The sequence below is a fragment of the Candidimonas humi genome (assembly GCF_019166065.1).
GTDB classification, from domain to species: Bacteria; Pseudomonadota; Gammaproteobacteria; order Burkholderiales; family Burkholderiaceae_B; genus Candidimonas; species Candidimonas humi.
Map to the genome: position 1 here is coordinate 42,783 of NZ_JAHTBN010000014.1, position 18,473 is coordinate 61,255.

Below are 18,473 nucleotides of genomic sequence, written 5' to 3' on the forward strand. Positions count from 1 at the left end.
CATATGGCACAATCGACCTCATTTCCCTTTTTCCATTTGCGGCCGGCTCACGCCCAGCCATGCGTGCTCGCCGCAAGCCGATCCTGCATCCGACGAGCACCGACATGAGCCACGACCCTATCGATCACGACCTCGAGCGCGGCCTGCGCAACCGCCGCGAAATCCTGGGCGAGGCCTGGGTCGAACGGTCGATCTCCAATGCCACCGACTTCAACGCCGAATTCCAGAATCTCATCACGCGCTTTGCCTGGCACGAGATCTGGAGCCGGCCCGGGCTGCCGGCCCAGACGCGGCGCTGCATCGTGCTGGCCATCACCGCGTCCATGGGCCGCTGGGAAGAATTCGAACTGCACGTGCGCGCCGGCCTGCAAAGCGGCGAGACCGGCCTCACGCCCGACGAGCTGAAAGAAGTGCTGATGCAGATCGGCGTCTATGCCGGCGTGCCGGCGGCCAACACGGCCTTCGCCCTGGCGCAGAAGATCCTGCGCGAACTCGGCCCGGCGCTGGGCTACGAGCTCGCGCCCGCATCCCCGCTGCAAGTCGACCACCCCGGGGTCGGCCGCATCGGCGCGACCCGTGCCCGGCCGTCATTGCACTACAGCCTGCGCGCGCCGCGCCGCGCCGACTCGCGGGGCGTGGTCGTGCTCAGCCATGCGCTGGGCTGCGACCTGGACATGTGGGATTTCCTCGCCAACCGGCTCTCGGCCGACTACACCGTGCTGAGCTACGACCACCGCGGCCACGGCGGCTCGGACGCGCCCGAAGGCCTGTACACCATGGCCGAGCTGGCCGAGGACGCCGCAGGGATGCTGCGCGAGCTGCAGACCGGGCCGGTGACCTGGATCGGGCTGTCCATGGGCGGCATGGTCGGCCAGGAACTTGCGCTGCGCCATCCCGACCTGGTGTCGGCACTGGTGATCGCTAACTCCACCTCGGGCTATCCCGAGGCGGCGCGCGCCGCCTGGCGCGAACGCATCGAAACCGTGCGCGCCCACGGCATAGAAGCCATCGCCGACGCCGTGATGGAACGCTACTTCCATGCGGGCTTCCGCCAATCGCATGCGGGCACGGTGGCGGCTTTCCGCCGCCGCCTGGTGAGCACGGACCGCACGGGCTACCTGGGCTGCTGCCATGCCGTGGGCACGGTGGACACTACCTCGCGCCTGCCGGGCATCCATGCCCCGACCCTGGTGATCGCCGGGGAACTGGACCAGGGCGCACCGGTGGCCATGTCCGAAACCATGGCGCAAGCCATACCCAATGCACGGCTGGCCGTCATAGCCGAGGCCTCGCACCTGGCCGTGGCCGAGCAGCCCGAGGCCTTCGCGGCCGAGGTCGAGGAATTCCTGGCCGGCTTGCGCCGCGAGTGACGCACGCCGCTGCCGCCTGGCCCGGGCCGGCCGGCAGCGCGGACGCGGCCCTTTCGAGGTCCAGCCGCAACATAGATCAGAGAGCCGCCCAAGCAGGCGGCGATCGGGCCTCAGCCGCGCGCGGCCTGCGGGCTGCGCGAGCGGATCACCGCCTCGGCCACCGCAGCAGGCGCCTCGGAATAATGGCGGAACTCCATGGTGTAGGTCGCGCGCCCCTGGGTCAGCGAGCGCAGCGCCGTGGAATAGCCGAACATCTCGGCCAGCGGCACCTCGGCGTGCACCGCCTTGCCGGCGCCGCCCGGGATGTCTTCCATGCCCTGGATCATGCCGCGGCGCGACGACAGGTCGCCGATGACGTCGCCCATTTTTTCCTCGGGCGTCTCGACTTCCACCGCCATCATGGGCTCGAGCAGCACCGGGCTGGCCTTGCGGCAGCCGTCGCGAAACGCCATGGCCGCGGCGATGCGGTAGGCGTTCTCGTTGGAATCGACATCGTGGTAAGAGCCGAAGATCAGCGTCGCCTTGACGTCGACTACCGGGTAACCTGCAATGATGCCGGTGTTCAGCGCCTCGACCACGCCCTTTTCCACCGCCGGAATGAATTCGCGCGGCACCACGCCGCCCTTGATGGCATCGACGAACTCGAAGCCCTTGCCCGCCGGCTGCGGCTCGATCTTCAGCACCACGTGGCCGTATTGGCCACGCCCGCCCGACTGCTTGATGAACTTGCCTTCGCTGGATTCGCAAACCTTGCGCACGGTCTCGCGGTAAGCGACCTGCGGCTTGCCCACAGTGGCCTCGACGCCGAACTCGCGCCGCATGCGCTCGACCAGCACCTCGAGGTGCAGCTCGCCCATGCCGGAAATAATGGTCTGGCCGGATTCCTCGTCGGTGTGCACGCGGAAGGACGGATCCTCCTCGGCCAGGCGCGACAGGGCGATGGACATTTTTTCCTGGTCGGCCTTGGTGCGCGGCTCTACCGCCTGCGAAATCACCGGTTCGGGGAACACCATGCGTTCCAGGGTAATGACATGCAGCGGATCGCATAGCGTCTCGCCGGTAGTGACGTCTTTCAGGCCCACCGCCGCGGCAATGTCGCCCGCGTAGACCTCGGTGATTTCGTTGCGATGGTTGGCATGCATCTGCAGCAGCCGCCCCACGCGCTCTTTCTTGTCCTCGACCGGGTTGTAGACCGAGTCGCCCGAGCGCATGACGCCCGAATACACACGGAAGAAGGTCAAGTGGCCCACGAAAGGGTCGCTCATGATCTTGAAGGCCAGCCCGGAAAAATACTCGTCGTCGCTGGCGCGGCGCTCGACCGGATTGTCGTGCGCATCATGGCCCTGCACCGGCGGGATGTCGGTGGGCGCGGGCAAGTAATCGATGACCGCATCCAGCAGCGCCTGCACGCCACGGTTCTTGAAAGCACTGCCGCACAGCATGGGCACGATCTCGCCGGCTATGGTGCGGCGGCGCAAGGCGCTGCGGATCTCGTCTTCGCTCAGCTCGATGCCGTCCAGGTATTGCTGCAAGTAGGATTCGTCGGCCTCGGCGGCCGCCTCGAGCATTGCCGCGCGGTGCTGCTGCGCCGATTCGCGCAGCGATTCCGGAATCTCGATGTAATCGAACTTGACGCCCTGCGTGGCGTCGTCCCAGACGATGGCCTTCATGCGGACCAGGTCGACCACGCCGTGGAAATTGTCCTCGGCGCCCAGCGGGATCTGCACCAGCACCGGATTGCCCTTGAGGCGCTCGCGGATCTGGCGCTGCACCCGGAAGAAATCGGCGCCGACGCGGTCCATCTTGTTGACGAAGGCCAGGCGCGGCACATTGTATTTATTGGCCTGGCGCCAGACGGTCTCGGATTGCGGCTGCACGCCGCCGACCGCGTCGTACACCATGCAGGCGCCGTCCAGCACGCGCATGGAACGTTCGACTTCTATGGTGAAGTCCACGTGCCCCGGTGTATCTATAATGTTGATACGGTGTTCGGGATAATTGCCGGCCATGCCCTTCCAGAAGCAAGTGGTGGCCGCCGAGGTGATGGTGATGCCGCGTTCCTGCTCTTGCTCCATCCAGTCCATGGTGGCCATGCCCTCGTGGACTTCTCCCATCTTGTGGCTGACCCCCGAATAAAAAAGAATGCGCTCGGTGGTCGTGGTCTTGCCCGCGTCGATATGGGCGCTGATACCGATATTGCGATAGCGTTCTATAGGGGTCTTGCGGCTCACGATATTTTCCTTGTGAGATGAGATAGGAACGGGTTCACCGTTCCGAGGACTTGCGCATCAGGGTGGTCTTGCCGAACAGGCTTTCCAGCAGGCTGACGGCCAGGCGCGCGGTTTCGTTGCGCACGTCCAGGGCCGGGTTCAGTTCCACCACGTCGAGCGAGCCGAGCCGGCCGGAATCGAACAGCATTTCCATGCACAACTGCGCCTCGCGATAGCTGGGGCCGCCACGCACCGGCGTGCCCACGCCCGGCGCGATGTCCGGGTCGAGAAAATCCACATCGAAACTGACGTGCAGATGCGTGTCCGGATTCAGGCCGCCCAGGGCCAGTTCCATGACTTGGCGCATGCCGACTTCGTCTATGGTGCGCATGTCGAAGACTTCGATGCCCACGTCGTGCACGAAGCGCTTCTCGCCTTCGTCGACGCTGCGTATGCCGATCTGTCGGACCTGCGAAGGTTCGAGCACCGGCGCCGCCGTGCCCAGCTCGGTGAGTTCGGCCGGGCCGTAGCCGCACAGGCAGGCCACCGGCATGCCGTGGATATTGCCGCTGGGCGTGAGCTGCGCGGTGTTGAAGTCGGCATGGGCATCGAGCCACAGCACCCTGAGCGGCCGGCCATTTGCGCGGCAGTGGCGCGCCACGGCGCTGATGGAGCCTATGCTCATGCTGTGGTCGCCGCCCAGCAGCAGCGGCAGCCTGCCGGCCGCCAGTTGTTCATAAGTGGCGGCGTGCACCAGCCTGGCCCACTGCGCGACCTCGGCCAAGTGGCGGAACCCGCGCACGGGCGGCAGGCACGGATTGGCCGGCCCGCCCACATTGCCGCAATCGACGACCTCCGCCCCCAGGCGTTGCAAGGCCTGCGCCAGCCCGGCCACGCGCAGCGCCTCGGGGCCCATGCTGGCTCCGCGGCAACTGGCGCCCACGTCGGTAGGCGCGCCGATCAGGCTGATCCGGGGCGGGTCGCTGCTCATTCCAACAATTCCTCCAGGGGTGCTTCGACCGGCTGCACGGACGCCGGCATGGCCAGGCAGGAGTACAGGTCCTTGGGATCGCCCATGTCCGGCACCAAGCGTACCGGGCGGCCTACGCCCAGCTCGCGCGCCAGATCGCGCATAAAGCGTAATGCGGAATAGTCTTCCAACGCAAATCCCACGGAATCGAACAGCGTGATCTGGCGCGCATCGGCGCGGCCCGGCTGCAGGCCCGCAAGTACGGTCCACAACTCGGTGACCGGAAACTCCGGCGACAGTTGCTGCAGCTCGCCCTCGGCTCGCGTCTGCGGCTCGAATTCCACGAACACCGGGCCGCGGCGCAAGGCGGCGGGCTCGAGTTCGGTCTTGCCCGGGCTGTCGCCGCCCACCGCGTTGACGTGCATGCCCGGCTCGAGCATGTCCGCCAGCAACACCTGGGCGTGGCCATTGTAGGCAGTGATGGTGGTGACGATATCCGCGCCGCTTACCGCCTCGCGCACCGAACCGCAAGCCCGCAAGCGCAGGCCGCTGCCCGCCAGATTGCGCTGCAGCTTGGCAGTGGCGGCCGGGTCGACGTCGTACAGGCGCAGCTCGCGCACGCCCAGCAAATGGCGGAAAGCCAGGGCCTGGAATTCGGACTGCGCGCCATTGCCTATCAGCGCCATGACGCGCGAATCGGGGCGCGCCAGGAAGCGCGCCGCCATGGCCGAGGTCGCGGCGGTGCGCAAGGCGGTAGTCAGCGTCAGTTCGCTCAGCAGCTCGGGCACGCCGGTACGCATCGGCGCCAGCACGCCGCAGGCGCTGACGGTGGGCAGGCCCAGGCGCGTGTTGCCGGGATGGCCGTTGACGTACTTGAAACTATAGGTCGAGGCATCGGCGATCGGCATCAGCTCGATGACGCCTTGCCGGCCGTACCTGGCGACGCGCGCCGACTTGTCGAACTCGTTCCAGCGCAGGAAATCGGCGCGCAGCGCCGCCTCCAGGCCCTTGAAGCAGAATTCCAGGCCCTTGAGGCGCACGATGGCGGCAACGTCGCCGGTGTCCAGGAACAAGGTTTGCAGGGGGGAATTCGATGGGGTCTGCTTCATGGCGGTCTCCTTGAGTAGCGAAAATTCTTGATTCCCGCTCAGTTTGGATCCGCCGCGTGGCAATGTAAATCGTCACTATTGTGCAGAATATGGCATTAAATTATCATTATCGTCATAGGATAATGACAAAATGACAATACGGAGCTCGATCTTCGTGGCCGGGCTCGCGGAATGCCCCGCTCCCGGCTTCCCATTTCGATTTTCAATCAAGCCATCGCGCTTACAGCCGAGTACCGAACATGGACGCCACAGACCAGGCATTGATATCGCTGCTGCGCAATAACGCGCGCAGCAGCGTAGCCACTCTGGCAAAGAAACTAGGGGTATCGCGCGGTACGGTCAACAACCGCATCGCCAAGCTCGAAGACGCCGGGGTGATCGCGGGCTATACGCTGCGCCTGCGCCCCGACGCCGAGCCGCAGGATATCCGCGCCTGGATGGGCATTGCGGTAGAAGGCAATGAAACCCGGATCGTCATCGCCAGCCTGCTGGGCGAGCCCGGGGTGGCGGCCCTGCACGACACCAACGGCCGCTGGGACCTGCTGGCCGAACTGCGCGCCGCGAACCTGGCGGAAATGTCCGAAGTGCTCGAACGCATCCGCCTGATACGCGGCATCAGCAGCAGCGAGACCAGCCTGCACCTGAAGACCTACCGGTTTTCCTGACAGGCCACAGCCCAGCCTGAGCCCGGCCCAAGCCCGGCAGGCGACCGCGGGCAGCGTGGCCGCCCGCGCCGCAGCGCTTATGCCGCCGCGTGGCTCTCGATGTATGCGCGCACCAGCGCCGCGTCACAGTCCATGACCTCGACGCGCTGGGGCAGATCGGCCAGGCCGCGCAGTTTTTCAGGGATGGGCGCGGGCTCGCCGATGGCCTCTTCGATGGTGGAGCCGAACTTGGCCGGCAGCGCAGTTTCCAGCACCAGCATGGGGATGCCGGGCTCGACGTGCGCGGCCGCCACCTTGACGCCATCGGCGGTGTGCGGGTCGATCAGCACGCCGCTGTCGCGATGGACATCGCGTATGGTCTGCAGGCGATCGGCGTGCGTGCTGACACCGCTGAGGAAGCCGTAGCGCTGCTCGAAGGAACCACGCAAGGCGCTCAGGTCGAACTCGCCCTTGTCGGCAAGTTGCTGCCACAGCTCGCGCACGCGCGCCGGGTCGCGCCCCACCAGGTCGTAGACGAAGCGCTCGAAGTTCGAGGCGCGCGAAATATCCATGGACGGGCTCGAGGTAGCGTGCGTCTGTTCGGCCGAACGCGGGCGGTACACGCCGGTGCGGAAGAATTCTTCGAGCACATTGTTCTCGTTGGTGGCCAGCACCAGCCGGCGGATGGGCAGGCCCATCTCGCGCGCGATGTGCCCCGACAGGATATTGCCGAAGTTGCCCGAGGGCACGGCAAACGAGACCGCCTCGCCGGCCTTGCGAGTGCTGCGCAGCCAGCCCCAGAAGTAGTACACCACTTGCGCCGCGATGCGCGCCCAGTTGATGGAATTGACTGCGCCCACGCGATGGGCCGACTTGAACTGCAGGTCGGAGGACAGCGCCTTGACGATGTCCTGGCATTCGTCGAACACGCCACGGATGGCCAGGTTGTGGATGTTGTCGTCCTGCAGGGTGTACATCTGGGCGCGCTGGAAGTCGCTCATGCGGCCATAGGGCGACAGCATGAACACCGAGACGCCGCGCTTGCCGCGCAAGGCGTATTCGGCGGCCGAGCCGGTATCGCCCGAGGTGGCCCCCAGGATGGTGATGGAAGTACGCCGCTTGCCCAGCACGTATTCGAAGATCTGGCCCAGGAACTGCATGGCCATGTCCTTGAACGCCAGCGTCGGCCCTTCGGACAGGCCGAGCAGCGTCAGGCCGCCGGAGAGCGGCTTGAGCGGCACGATGTCTTCGGCGCCGAAGACATCGCGGGAATATGCGGCGTGCGTGAGCTTGTTGAGATCGCCCTTGGAGATATCGGTAATGAAATACCCGAGCACCTCGGTGGCCAGCATGGCATAGCTCAGGCCGCGCCAGGATTCCAGCGTGTCGGCGCTGATCTTGGGCAGGAATTCGGGGACCGTCAGGCCGCCGTCGGGCGCCAGGCCTTCGAGCAGGATCTCGGAAAAAGCTTGCGACGGCATGCCGCCGCGGGTGGATACGTATTTCATGACAAGGGCTCCACGCGCAAGCGCGTAACGGGCGACTTCACGAAAGGCAGGGCCTGCACCCGCACGATCGCCTTGTCGACCGCGCCTTCGCGCGCCATATGCGACAAGAAGATGATGTCGGCGTCGTGTTCGCCGTGCGGTTCCTGGAACATGGAATCGATGGAAATGCCGCCGTCGGCCAGGATGCGCGCCAGGTCCGCCAGCACCCCCGGCTGGTCGTGCACACGCAGGCGCAAGTAGTAGGACGATTCGACCTCGGACATGGGCAGGATGGGCGTATCGGCCATGGATTCGGGCTGGAACGCCAGGTGCGGCACGCGGTGCTCGGGATCGGCCGCCTGCAGGCGCGTGACATCCACCAGGTCGGCCACCACCGCCGAGGCGGTGGGCAGCGCGCCCGCGCCCTGCCCGTAGTACAGCGTGGCGCCGACCATGTCGCCGCAGACCACCACGGCATTCATGGCGCCTTCCACATTGGCCAGCAGCCGCTCGGCCGGAATCAGCGTGGGGTGCACCCGCAGTTCTATGCCCTCGGGGCGGCGCTTGGTGATGCCCAGCAGCTTGATGCGGTAGCCCAGGCGTTCGGCATGCGCAATGTCTTCTTGCGCCAGGCCGGAAATGCCTTCCACGTGGGCCTTGTCGAACTGCACGGGGATGCCGAAGGCCAGCGAGGCCAGCAGCGTCAGCTTGTGGGCGGCGTCCACCCCTTCGATGTCGAAGGTGGGGTCGGCCTCGGCATAGCCCAGGCGCTGCGCGTCGGCCAGCGCTTCGCCGAACGACAGGCCGCGCGCGCGCATTTCGGAAAGAATGAAATTGGTGGTGCCGTTGATGATGCCGGCCAGCCACTGGATGCGGTTGGCGGTCAGGCCCTCGCGCATCGCCTTGATGATGGGAATGCCGCCGGCCACCGCGGCCTCGAAGGCGACCATCACGCCGCGGCGATGGGCCTCGGCGAAGATCTCGTTGCCGTGCTTGGCCAGCAGCGCCTTGTTGGCGGTGACCACGTGCTTGCCCTGGCGGATGGCTTCCAGCACCCATTCGCGCGCCACGGTGTCGCCGCCTATGAGCTCGGCCACGATGTCGATCTCGGGGTCGCGCACCACGTCCATGCCGTCGCGCGTCAGCCGCACTTCGTCGCCCACCAGATGGCGGGCCTTGTCCAGGTCGCGCACGGCCGCGGCCGCGACCTCGATGCGCCGCCCGGCGCGGCGCGCGATTTCCTCGGCATTGGCCGTCAGCACCTTCCAGGTGCCGCCGCCCACCACGCCCAGCCCGAGCAGGCCTACCTTGATGGGCTTCATTTGCTCAGGCCGTCCTTGCGAAACATTTCTTTGATGCCGCGGACCGCCTGGCGCGTGCGCTGCTCGTTCTCGATAAGGGCGAAGCGTACGTAGCCGTCGCCGTAGTCGCCGAAGCCTATGCCGGGCGACACCGCCACCTTGGCATCGGCCAGCACGCGCTTGGAGAATTCCAGCGAGCCCAGGCCCTGGTAGAACTCGGGGATGCGCGCCCAGATATACATGGAAGCCTTGGGAATGTCGACTTCCCAACCCGCCTCGTGCAGGCCCTTGGCCAGCACGTCGCGCCGGTTGCGATATTGCTCGACCACGTGCGCCACACAGTCCTGCGGGCCTTCCAGGGCGGCGATCGAGGCCACTTGTATAGGCGTGAAAGTGCCGTAGTCGTGATAGCTCTTGATGCGCGCCAGCGCATTGACCAGCTCGCGATTGCCCACCATGAAGCCCACGCGCCAGCCGGCCATGTTGTAGCTCTTGCTCATGGTGAAGAATTCCACCGCCACGTCGCGCGCGCCCTCGACCTGCATGATGGACGGGGCCACATAGCCATCGAAGGTGATGTCCGCGTAAGCGAGGTCGTGCACCACCAGGATGCCGTGCTCGCGCGCCAGCGCCACGATGCGCTCGAAGAAGGACAGGTCCACGCACTGCGCCGTGGGATTGCTGGGAAAGCCCAGGATCATCATCTTGGGCTTGGGTATGCTTTCCCGCACCGCGCGCTCGATTTCCTCGAAGAAATCGAGCCCCGGCGTCATGGGCACCGAGCGGATGTTGGCGCCGGCGATGACCGCGCCGTAGATGTGTATCGGATAGCTGGGATTGGGCACCAGCACCGTGTCGCCGCGATCCAGCGTCGCCAGCATCAAGTGCGCCAGCCCTTCTTTCGAGCCTATGGTGACGATGGCCTCGGAATCGGGATCGAACTGCACGCCGTAGCGGCGCTCGTACCAGCCCGAGATCGCCTTGCGCAGCCGCGGGATGCCCTTGGAAACCGAATAGCCGTGCGTGTCGGGCCGCCTGGCCGCCTCGACCAGCTTGTCGACGATGTGCTGGGGCGTGGGGCCGTCCGGATTGCCCATCGACATATCGATGATGTCCTCGCCGCGCCGCCGCGCCGCCATTTTCAGCTCGCCGGTAATATTGAAAACATAGGGCGGTAAACGCTCGATACGAGGAAAGTTCGTCATGAAGGGTCCTAGGGGTGAACGCGCGGGGCGCGGGCTCGATGTGTGCAGTGCAACAAAAACACTAATCTAGCCGAAGCGCAGGCCGGGGGCAAGCGAGCCGCGGGCAACAGGCCGGGGGGCGGGTCCCGGGCCACACGCCGCGGACAGCCCCTGGACCAGGCATCCCGGGCCATGCACACCGGGCTATGCGTCCCGACTACGCGTCTCGGAACAAATGGGCAAATAGTTTAATCCATACATAAAAACTGCAAAACCGGGAATATCGTCGACGGAACAGCCGATCAATTGCGCTATCATCGGAATGAATCTGGGAGCATTTTTGTGCAACTGCAGACCGAATCGAATCCCGCACTCAACACGGTAACCGCCTACGGGCGCGACTACATCGAAATAAACCAGGTCTCGTACGGACACGCCGTCTATTTCGGGCCGCAAGGCGACATCCACGCCTGGAACGTCGGAACCGCCGAAGACATCACCGCCGCGCAACTGCGCCTGGCGGCCGGCCTGGGCGCCGCCACCTCCGACCCACTCGATTTCCTGGACGCCGGCGCCGCGCCGGCCAAGCCTCCCGACGCCCCCGAAGTCGTGCTGGTGGGCACCGGGCTGAAACAACGGTTCCTGCCGCAACACGTCACCCGCGAACTCATCCGCCTGGGCATAGGCGTGGAAACCATGAGCACCCAGGCGGCAGCCCGCACCTATAACATCTTGATGGCCGAGGGCCGGCGCGTGGTCGCCGCCCTGCTGCCCTACGAGGAGAACGCTCCATGAGCACGACACGCCAAGCGGCCATAGGCAAGCCCCTGCCCTCTTTCAAGGCATCCAGCACCCAGGGCGAGATCAGCCCCGCGAGCCTGCACGGCAAGGCGGCAGTGCTGTATTTCTATCCCAAGGACAACACCCCGGGCTGCACCACCGAGGCCCAGGATTTCCGCGACAAGTACCGGGATTTCCTGGCCGCCAACTGCCAGGTGGTGGGCATTTCCCGCGACTCGCTCAAGTCGCACGCCAGCTTCACCGAGAAGCAGAACCTGCCCTTCCCGCTGATCTCGGACGACGACGAAGCGCTGTGCAGCACCTTCAATGTCATCAAGATGAAGAACATGTACGGCAAGCAGGTGCGCGGCATCGAGCGCAGCACGTTCCTGGTCGACGCCCACGGGGTGCTGATGCAGGAATGGCGCGGCCTGCGCGTGCCCGGCCACGTCAACGAAGTGCTGCAGGCAGTGCGCGGCATTTCCTGATCCGGCTGCCGACGCGCCCCGCCCCATATCCCGTACGCCTTATTCGACGCACATCCCGCAACACATCCCTTATCGCACCAGGAGCCGACACTCTATGCCGCTACCCAAGTTGCCCACCCGAATGGGAGTACTGCTTGCGCCCAGCAACGATGCCGAGCCGCAGGCCGACCCCATCGAGGTAGTAGCGCCGCCCATGCTGGCGGCGGTGCCCACGGCGCGCCGAACCGGCGCTGCCGAACCGTCGGCCGTCGCCACGCAACCGGCCTCGCCCGCCCCCGTCACGCAACTCAAGGTAAGCCGAAAAAAAACCCGCCTTCCGGTGGCCAAACGCAAGCTGTTCGTGCTCGACACCAACGTGCTGCTGCATGACCCCAACTCGCTGTACAAGTTCGAAGAACACGACATTTTCCTGCCCATGATCGTGCTCGAAGAGCTCGACCACCAGAAAAAAGGCATGTCCGAAGTCGCCCGCAACGCGCGCCAGGTCAGCCGCTCGCTCGACGGCCTGGCCGCCGGCGCCAAGGAACTGGACAAGGGCGTGCCGCTGGACGCGCTGGGCAACCAGGAAGCGCTGGGCACGCTGATGTTCCAGACCTCGGCCATGCAGGCGCACCTGCCCATCGAATTGCCCGCCGGCAAGGCCGACAACGTCATACTGAGCGTCGTGCACGCGCTGCAAGGCCGCTACGCCAAGCGCCAGATCATCCTGGTGTCCAAGGACATCAATATGCGCCTGAAGGCGCGCGCCCTGGGGCTGCAGGCCGAAGACTACTACAACGACCATGTGCTGGACGACTCCGACCTGCTCTACGACGGGGTCATGCCGCTGCCGGAAAACTTCTGGACCAAGCATGGCAAGGACGTGGAATCCTGGCAGCAAGGCGGCACCACCTACTACCGCATCAAGGGGCCGCTGTGCAGCGAATTCATCGTCAATGAATTCGTCTACTTCGAAGGCGAAATGCCGCTGTATGCGCAGGTCAAGGAAGTCAGCGGCAAGAGCGCGGTGCTGGCCACCCTGCGCGACTACAGCCACGGCAAGAACAATGTCTGGGGCATCACCGCGCGCAACCGCGAACAGAATTTCGCGCTGAACCTGCTGATGAACCCCGACTGCGACTTCGTCTCGCTGCTGGGCCAGGCCGGCACCGGCAAGACCCTGCTGGCGCTGGCCAGCGGCCTGACCCAGACCCTGGAAACCAAGCGCTACAACGAGATCATCATCACCCGCGCCACCGTGCCGGTGGGCGACGACATCGGCTTCCTGCCCGGCACCGAAGAAGAAAAGATGCTGCCCTGGATGGGCGCGCTCGAAGACAACCTGGAAGTGCTGCACCTGGGCGCCAACGGCAGCGATCTCACCGGCGCCGCCGCCGGCCCCGACTGGTCGAAGAACTCCACCATGGAACTGATACGTTCGCGCATCAAGGTCAAGTCCATGAACTTCATGCGCGGGCGCACCTTCCTGAACAAGTTCCTCATCATCGACGAGGCGCAGAACCTTACGCCCAAGCAGATGAAGACCCTGGTCACGCGCGCGGGCCCCGGCACCAAGATCGTCTGCCTGGGCAATATCGCCCAGATCGACACGCCCTACCTCACCGAGGGCAGCTCGGGCCTGACCTACGCGGTCGACCGCTTCAAGGGCTGGCCGCACGCCGGGCACATCACTCTGCAGCGCGGCGAACGCTCGCGCCTGGCGGATTACGCCAGCGAGGCCTTGTAGCGTGAAAACCAGGGCAAGCACGTGGTCACGGCCAACAAGGCGCTGCAGGCCAGGCACGGCAACGAGATCTTCGGCTCGAGGCGGCGCCCGCTAAAAAAGGCCCGGCACACGCGACGAGGCCCGCCATTCTTGGCGGGCCTCGTCGCAAGCGCCCGATCCGGCCGGTCCGCGTGGCGGAAAGAGATCGTCCCGAAAACCGGACGCGGCTCGATCCCCCGCCCGGCCGTCCTCAGTGCTTCGCCGGCGCCCGGCCCAGGACCTTCGCCCATTTGGCCGACTCGCCGGCCACGAAATTCCTGAACTCTTCGGCGGACATGGGCGAAGGCTCCGCCCCCAGGCTGAGCAACTCCGCACGCACCTTGGGCTCCGCGACGATGTGGTTGATGGCCGCGTTCAGCTCGCCCACGATCTGCGGCGGCGTGCCCTTGGGCGCGAACACGCCGTACCAGGCGCTGGCCGAGTAGCCGGGCACCCCGGCTTCCGCGATCGTCGGAATGTCCGGCAATGCCGCGGAACGCCGGGGATTGGCCACGGCAATCGGCCGCAGGCGGCCCTGTTTCACATAGGGCAGCACGGTAGCCATGTCGAAGGTCATGGAAACGCGGCCGCCCAGCAGATCCGCCATCGCCGGCGAAATCCCCTTGTAGGGGATGTGCTGTATTTTCAGCCCGGCCATGGACTTCAGCAGCTCCCCGGCCAGGTACTGCGAAGTGCCGACTCCGCCCGAGGCATAGGACAACGTGCCCGGGTGCGCCTTGGCATAGGCGATGAGCTCGCGCAGGTCGTGCACGGGCAGTTCGGGATTGACGACCAGCAACAGGGTGCCGGTGGCGCCCATCGCCACCGGCGCAAACGCCGTGCGGGGGTCGTAGTGCATGTCCTTGTAGAAAAATGGGTTGGTGGCATTGGTGCCTATCGACCCCATCAGCAAGGTCTGCCCGTCCGGCCGGCTGCGGGCGACATACTCGGCCCCGATATTGCCTCCGGCCCCCGGCTTGTTCTCGACGATGACGTTCCAGCCATGCTCGGCCGCCAGCCGGTTACCTATGGTGCGCGCCAGTATGTCGGTCAGGCCGCCGGCCTGGAACGGCACCACCATATGTATCGGGCCGCTCGGATAGGCTGTCTTCGCCGCGGCGGGCATGCCCGGGAGCCAGGCAAGGAGCGCCGCCAGCACCGCCGCCAGCCGCCTGGCTCCCGGGATTTGCAGATTATGGATATTCATGTTTCCTCCGTATGCGTAGGAGCCAGCCATGCGCCGGCCCATCAGTGCGTGCCGGCCAGGATCGCGCCGTCGCCGGACAGGCGGCTGCGCAACTGCGCCACATCGACGCGGCGCACGTCTCCTGCCCAATCGCCGCCGGCCAGCAGGGCCGCGGCGGTGCCCGCAGCCTGCCCCATGGCCATGCAGGGCCCCATGACGCGCACCGATCCATGCGCGGCGCGATCCGCCGAAATGCAGCGGCCCGCCAGGATCACATTGGACAGGCCGCGGGGAACCAGGCATCCCCAGGGCACGTCGTAAGATCCGCCATCGCGCACCGGAATGCGCACCTGGCCCGCGCCGGCCTGATGGATGTCGACGTGGTGGCTGCCTTTGCCTATGCCACGGTCGCTCTTGCCTGCTTGCAGGACGTCCTGTTCGGACAGGGTCTCTTCGCCGTGTATGCGGCGCGTCTCGCGTATCCCTATGCGCGGCGCCATTCCGGAAAACACCGCGCTTTCGAACCCCGGCACATTGCCGCGCATGAAGTCCACCCCCATTTCGATCTGGCCGGCCAGGGGCCCGAGCACGGCGCTCAAGGCGCCGGTCTCCAGCGCATTGACATTAGCCACCCGCGTCGAATTCAGGCACACCTCGCGGCGCGACGCCGAAGTGGGCTGGATCATGATGAGCGCGGTGGGATACATGGCCCCGCGCTCAATGGCCTGGGCCAGCAGAGGGCCGTCTCCCTTGATGAACACGGTCGGCTGACCCTGGCGCCGGACTTCCTGCGCGATCTGCGCATCGCTGCGTCCCCCACGGATCGCATCGCTTTCGCCCAGCGCGAAGTTCTCGGGAGCGCAGCACAGATAATCGAGCAGCGCGTCGGTATCGACGCCGCTCATGCGGAACATCATCGACAAAGGCTGAAATTCCCCGCCGGGCCCGCCCAGGTCGAAGCCGGCGCCGGCCAGCACTGCCAGGTCGCCGTCGCCGGACGCGTCGACGAAACAAGGCGCCGTCACACGCACGGTGCCGCTTTTGTTCAATAGCCGCACCGCCTGCACGCGCCCGTCATGCGACTGCGCCTCGTACATCATGCTGTGCAGCAGCAGCGACACGCCGTACTTGTCCAGCAAGCGCGCCACGGCCAGCTTCATGACCTCGGGGTCGAAACATACGTACCAGATCAGGCGCCAGTCGTTGAGCGGGCCGATATAGCCGCCCAGGCGCTCGCACTCGTCGAACAGTTCCCGACCCACGCCGCCGAGTATCCACTCGCCGCGGGCATTCAAGGCCCCATCCACCGCCATGCCGGTGAGCAGTTCTCCCCCCGGCATCGGGCCGGCATCCACCAGCACAGTGCGTGCGCCCGCTTTGGCCGCGGCAATGGCCGCGCACACCCCGGCGGCCCCGGCGCCTATCACCACCACATCGGCGGCGACTTCCCTGCTTTGACTACTAGTCATTGAATTTCCATAATATGAACATTTATCCTGACTGCCACAGGCAATGGTGGCCTAGTGTCGTGTCTCAGAAGTTCGTGCCCATAATGAAATTGATGGATTCGTGTGCAGGGCAAGGCGCAAACCGCAGCGATAGTCGTAACTATCGCGAGAATTTGCAACGCCGCTCTGCGCGCGAAGACATAATTTCATGGGTGCGAACTTCTGAGACACGGCACTAGACGCCTTTCCATGCGTCAATTATGAAATCCGGCAAGGCGGGTGGGCCGGCGAGCCCAGCACATATTTCCACTATATGAACAATCAGAAAATACCGCCAGACGCAGCCGGAGCGCAGCTGCTGCAACGCAGCTTCCTGGTTCTACGGGCCTTGTCGAGCCGCCAGGGCGGCTGGCGGCTGGGCGAACTCGCACAATACTGCGGCCTGCATCATTCCACCCTGCATCGCATCCTCGCGGCGCTGGGCCGCGAAGAAATAGTGGCACGTGATCCGCACACACGTCACTACATACTGGGCAGGCTGGCTTATGAGCTGGGCGTTGCCGCGCAGCCCCGCTACGATTGGCGCGCCATGGGCGCCCAGTCCCTGGACCGGCTGGCCCGGCATACCGGCGACACGATATTCCTGAACCTGCGCAGCCGCCACGAAACCGTGTGCATAGACCGCCGCGAAGGCCATTACCCGATCAAGGCCCTTACCGTGGAAGTCGGCGCGCGCCGCCCCTTGTGCGTATCGGCCGGCGGCGCGGCCATACTGGCGCGCCTGCCCGCCGAACAGGCGCAGGCCCTCATGCAGGCCAGCCAGCCTTATCTGGCGCGCTTCTCGGCCGAACGCATGGATGCCATCCTGCGGCTGCTCGAAACCTCGCGGCGCCTGGGCTACGGCTACAACCGCGACATGATCGTCCCACGTGTCAGCGCGGTAGGCGTGGCAGTCATGGATCCCGAGGGCACGCCGGTGGCGGCGTTGAGCATCGCGGCGATTTCTTCCCGGCTGTCGGGCGCGCGGCTGCGCGAGGTCGTCGACGCCATGCGCAGCGAGGCCCGCGAGCTCGAATTGCGCCTGTGCGACGGAAATCCGGGAACGGCGGCCGCCGCAGGCGTGCCGGGCGCCGACAGTGCACAAGCTCTAAAATAGCCATAACCTACTGGGCCCGCGCCCTGCCGCTTTCCCTCAGCCCAGCTACCCGGGCTGCGCTCTTCGAGCAAGCAGGCCTGCGGGCACTGCCCGCCACGGCGACGCCGGCAGCAAATCCGAGCCCTCCGGCACTGCCGAGACGGCTTTTTCCGAGTCTTGCATGAACCCGCACATTTCCGATCTACCCATAGGTATCACGCTGGGCGACGCCGCCGGCATCGGGCCTGAAATCATCGTCAAGCTGCATGCCGAAGGGCTGCCCGCGACGACCGTCGTATACGGCGATGCCGGCGCGCTGCGGACGGCCATTGCCCGCCTGGGCATGCAAGATCGGCTGCGCGTGCAGGAACTGGCCGCCGATGACGCGCCGCCCCCGCCCGATGCGGGCATCGTCGCGGTACGCAACCGCTGGCAAGCCCTGCCTGCGGACCTGGAACCGGGCAAGCTCAGCCCGCAAGCGGGCCGCGGAGCCTACGAGTACCTGTGCCACGCCATCGACGACGCCGGCGCCGGGCGGCTGCGCGCCATCGTCACCGCGCCGCTGAACAAGAAGGCCATGCAGGCAGGCGGCGCCGACTATCCAGGCCACACCGAGATCCTGGCCGAACGCACAGGCACGCAGCACTACGCGATGATGCTGGCCAACCCCGAATTGCGGGTGATACTGACCACCATACACATGGCCCTGGCCGAAGTGCCGCGCCACATCACCATAGAGAAAGAGCTGATCATACTGAGGCTGGCCGACCTGGCCTGCCGCCAGGCCGGCCTGGCAGCCCCGCGCGTGGCGGTGGCGGGCCTGAATCCGCATGCGGGCGAAGACGGCCGCTTCGGCCGCGAGGAAATCGAAACGATCGCGCCGGCCATTGCGCTAGCGCGCGCCGAAGGCATAGACGCCAGCGGCCCGTGGCCCGGCGACACAGTGTTCATGCGTGCCCGCCGCGGCGAATTCGACATCGTCGTCGCGCAGTACCACGACCAGGGCCTGATCCCGGTCAAATACATGGGCGTCGACCATGGCGTGAACGTCACGGTCGGCCTGCCATTCGTGCGCACCAGCGTCGACCACGGCACCGCCTTCGACATCGCCGGCCGCGGCATCGCCGACCCGCGCTCGCTGCGCGCCGCCTATGATATGGCGCTGGCCATGACGAGCCAACCGCGGCTTTAATGTGCTGGGTGGCGACGAGTCAAGATGCGGCGGGGCAACCGGCGTACCGCTCTCCGGATGGCACGGCCGGCTAGCCTCAGACTATGCATCCGGCGGGAATATGGACGGGCACCCGCCCATAGGCCAGGCTCGGGCTGGCGCACATTACTCGGCAGAGCTGGCTATCCGCCGCCTATGAATGCTTGCTATAGTCTTTGGAGTTCGAAGGATGCGATCCCCCTCGGG

The 18,473-nt window shown here is 65.9% G+C and carries 15 protein-coding genes; 7 read left to right on the top strand and 8 right to left on the bottom strand.

What is annotated here, in order from left to right:
* The first annotated feature begins 104 nt into the window (after positions 1 to 104).
* Positions 105 to 1,370, top strand: coding sequence for a bifunctional 4-carboxymuconolactone decarboxylase/3-oxoadipate enol-lactonase PcaCD (gene pcaCD, locus KVP10_RS19650; protein WP_217966449.1), 1,266 nt, complete (start codon positions 105 to 107; stop codon positions 1,368 to 1,370).
* A 110-nt stretch (positions 1,371 to 1,480) separates the two neighbouring features.
* Here pcaCD and fusA read toward each other — a convergent pair whose 3' ends face one another.
* Genes fusA through KVP10_RS19665 form a run of 3 tightly spaced genes read right to left on the bottom strand, consistent with a single transcriptional unit; the run spans position 1,481 to position 5,659 of the window.
* Positions 1,481 to 3,601, bottom strand: coding sequence for an elongation factor G (gene fusA / locus KVP10_RS19655; protein ID WP_217966450.1), 2,121 nt, complete (start codon positions 3,599 to 3,601; stop codon positions 1,481 to 1,483).
* Between the two features lie 34 nt (positions 3,602 to 3,635).
* Positions 3,636 to 4,571: an arginase gene (gene rocF / locus KVP10_RS19660; protein ID WP_217966451.1), complete on the bottom strand. Its 936-nt coding sequence runs from the start codon at positions 4,569 to 4,571 to the stop codon at positions 3,636 to 3,638.
* Positions 4,568 to 5,659, bottom strand: coding sequence for an ornithine cyclodeaminase (locus KVP10_RS19665; RefSeq protein ID WP_217966452.1), 1,092 nt, complete (start codon positions 5,657 to 5,659; stop codon positions 4,568 to 4,570). Before KVP10_RS19665 ends, rocF begins: the two co-directional genes overlap by 4 nt.
* Before the next feature lie 239 nt (positions 5,660 to 5,898).
* On the opposite strand from KVP10_RS19665, the gene KVP10_RS19670 reads away from it, so the two are divergent.
* Positions 5,899 to 6,324, top strand: coding sequence for an Lrp/AsnC family transcriptional regulator (locus KVP10_RS19670; protein ID WP_217966453.1), 426 nt, complete (start codon positions 5,899 to 5,901; stop codon positions 6,322 to 6,324).
* A gap of 77 nt (positions 6,325 to 6,401) precedes the next feature.
* Here KVP10_RS19670 and thrC read toward each other — a convergent pair whose 3' ends face one another.
* Genes thrC through alaC form a run of 3 tightly spaced genes read right to left on the bottom strand, consistent with a single transcriptional unit; the run spans position 6,402 to position 10,296 of the window.
* On the bottom strand, positions 6,402 to 7,811 hold the full coding sequence (thrC, locus tag KVP10_RS19675; RefSeq protein ID WP_217966454.1) for a threonine synthase: 1,410 nt from the start codon (positions 7,809 to 7,811) through the stop codon (positions 6,402 to 6,404).
* Positions 7,808 to 9,112, bottom strand: coding sequence for a homoserine dehydrogenase (locus KVP10_RS19680; RefSeq protein WP_217966455.1), 1,305 nt, complete (start codon positions 9,110 to 9,112; stop codon positions 7,808 to 7,810). The genes thrC and KVP10_RS19680 overlap by 4 nt, the downstream gene beginning before the upstream one ends.
* On the bottom strand, positions 9,109 to 10,296 hold the full coding sequence (gene alaC, locus KVP10_RS19685) for an alanine transaminase (protein ID WP_217966456.1): 1,188 nt from the start codon (positions 10,294 to 10,296) through the stop codon (positions 9,109 to 9,111). Before alaC ends, KVP10_RS19680 begins: the two co-directional genes overlap by 4 nt.
* Before the next feature lie 321 nt (positions 10,297 to 10,617).
* Here alaC and KVP10_RS19690 point away from each other — a divergent pair, with 321 nt between their 5' ends.
* The 3 genes from KVP10_RS19690 (at position 10,618) to KVP10_RS19700 (ending at position 13,269) form a co-directional block, all read left to right on the top strand.
* On the top strand, positions 10,618 to 11,070 hold the full coding sequence (locus tag KVP10_RS19690; RefSeq protein WP_217966457.1) for an Mth938-like domain-containing protein: 453 nt from the start codon (positions 10,618 to 10,620) through the stop codon (positions 11,068 to 11,070).
* Positions 11,067 to 11,543 (top strand): peroxiredoxin, encoded by a 477-nt coding sequence (locus tag KVP10_RS19695; protein ID WP_217966458.1) that lies wholly within the window; start codon positions 11,067 to 11,069, stop codon positions 11,541 to 11,543. Before KVP10_RS19690 ends, KVP10_RS19695 begins: the two co-directional genes overlap by 4 nt.
* A gap of 94 nt (positions 11,544 to 11,637) precedes the next feature.
* The gene (locus KVP10_RS19700; RefSeq protein ID WP_217966459.1) at positions 11,638 to 13,269 is read left to right on the top strand and encodes a PhoH family protein; all 1,632 of its coding nucleotides are present in this window, start codon (positions 11,638 to 11,640) and stop codon (positions 13,267 to 13,269) included.
* 229 nt (positions 13,270 to 13,498) lie between these two features.
* Here the strand turns inward: KVP10_RS19700 and KVP10_RS19705 are convergent, their stop codons facing one another.
* Both KVP10_RS19705 and KVP10_RS19710 read right to left on the bottom strand, forming a co-directional pair.
* The gene (locus KVP10_RS19705) at positions 13,499 to 14,494 is read right to left on the bottom strand and encodes a Bug family tripartite tricarboxylate transporter substrate binding protein (RefSeq protein WP_217966460.1); all 996 of its coding nucleotides are present in this window, start codon (positions 14,492 to 14,494) and stop codon (positions 13,499 to 13,501) included.
* 41 nt (positions 14,495 to 14,535) lie between these two features.
* Positions 14,536 to 15,942: an FAD-dependent oxidoreductase gene (locus KVP10_RS19710; RefSeq protein ID WP_217966461.1), complete on the bottom strand. Its 1,407-nt coding sequence runs from the start codon at positions 15,940 to 15,942 to the stop codon at positions 14,536 to 14,538.
* A gap of 292 nt (positions 15,943 to 16,234) precedes the next feature.
* On the opposite strand from KVP10_RS19710, the gene KVP10_RS19715 reads away from it, so the two are divergent.
* Positions 16,235 to 17,077 carry an IclR family transcriptional regulator gene (locus KVP10_RS19715; protein ID WP_217966462.1) on the top strand — a complete coding sequence of 281 codons (843 nt, stop codon included), beginning with the start codon at positions 16,235 to 16,237 and terminating at the stop codon, positions 17,075 to 17,077.
* A 160-nt stretch (positions 17,078 to 17,237) separates the two neighbouring features.
* Complete coding sequence (gene pdxA / locus KVP10_RS19720; RefSeq protein WP_217966463.1) at positions 17,238 to 18,248, top strand: 4-hydroxythreonine-4-phosphate dehydrogenase PdxA; 1,011 nt, start codon at positions 17,238 to 17,240, stop codon at positions 18,246 to 18,248.
* Positions 18,249 to 18,473: the final 225 nt, after the last annotated feature.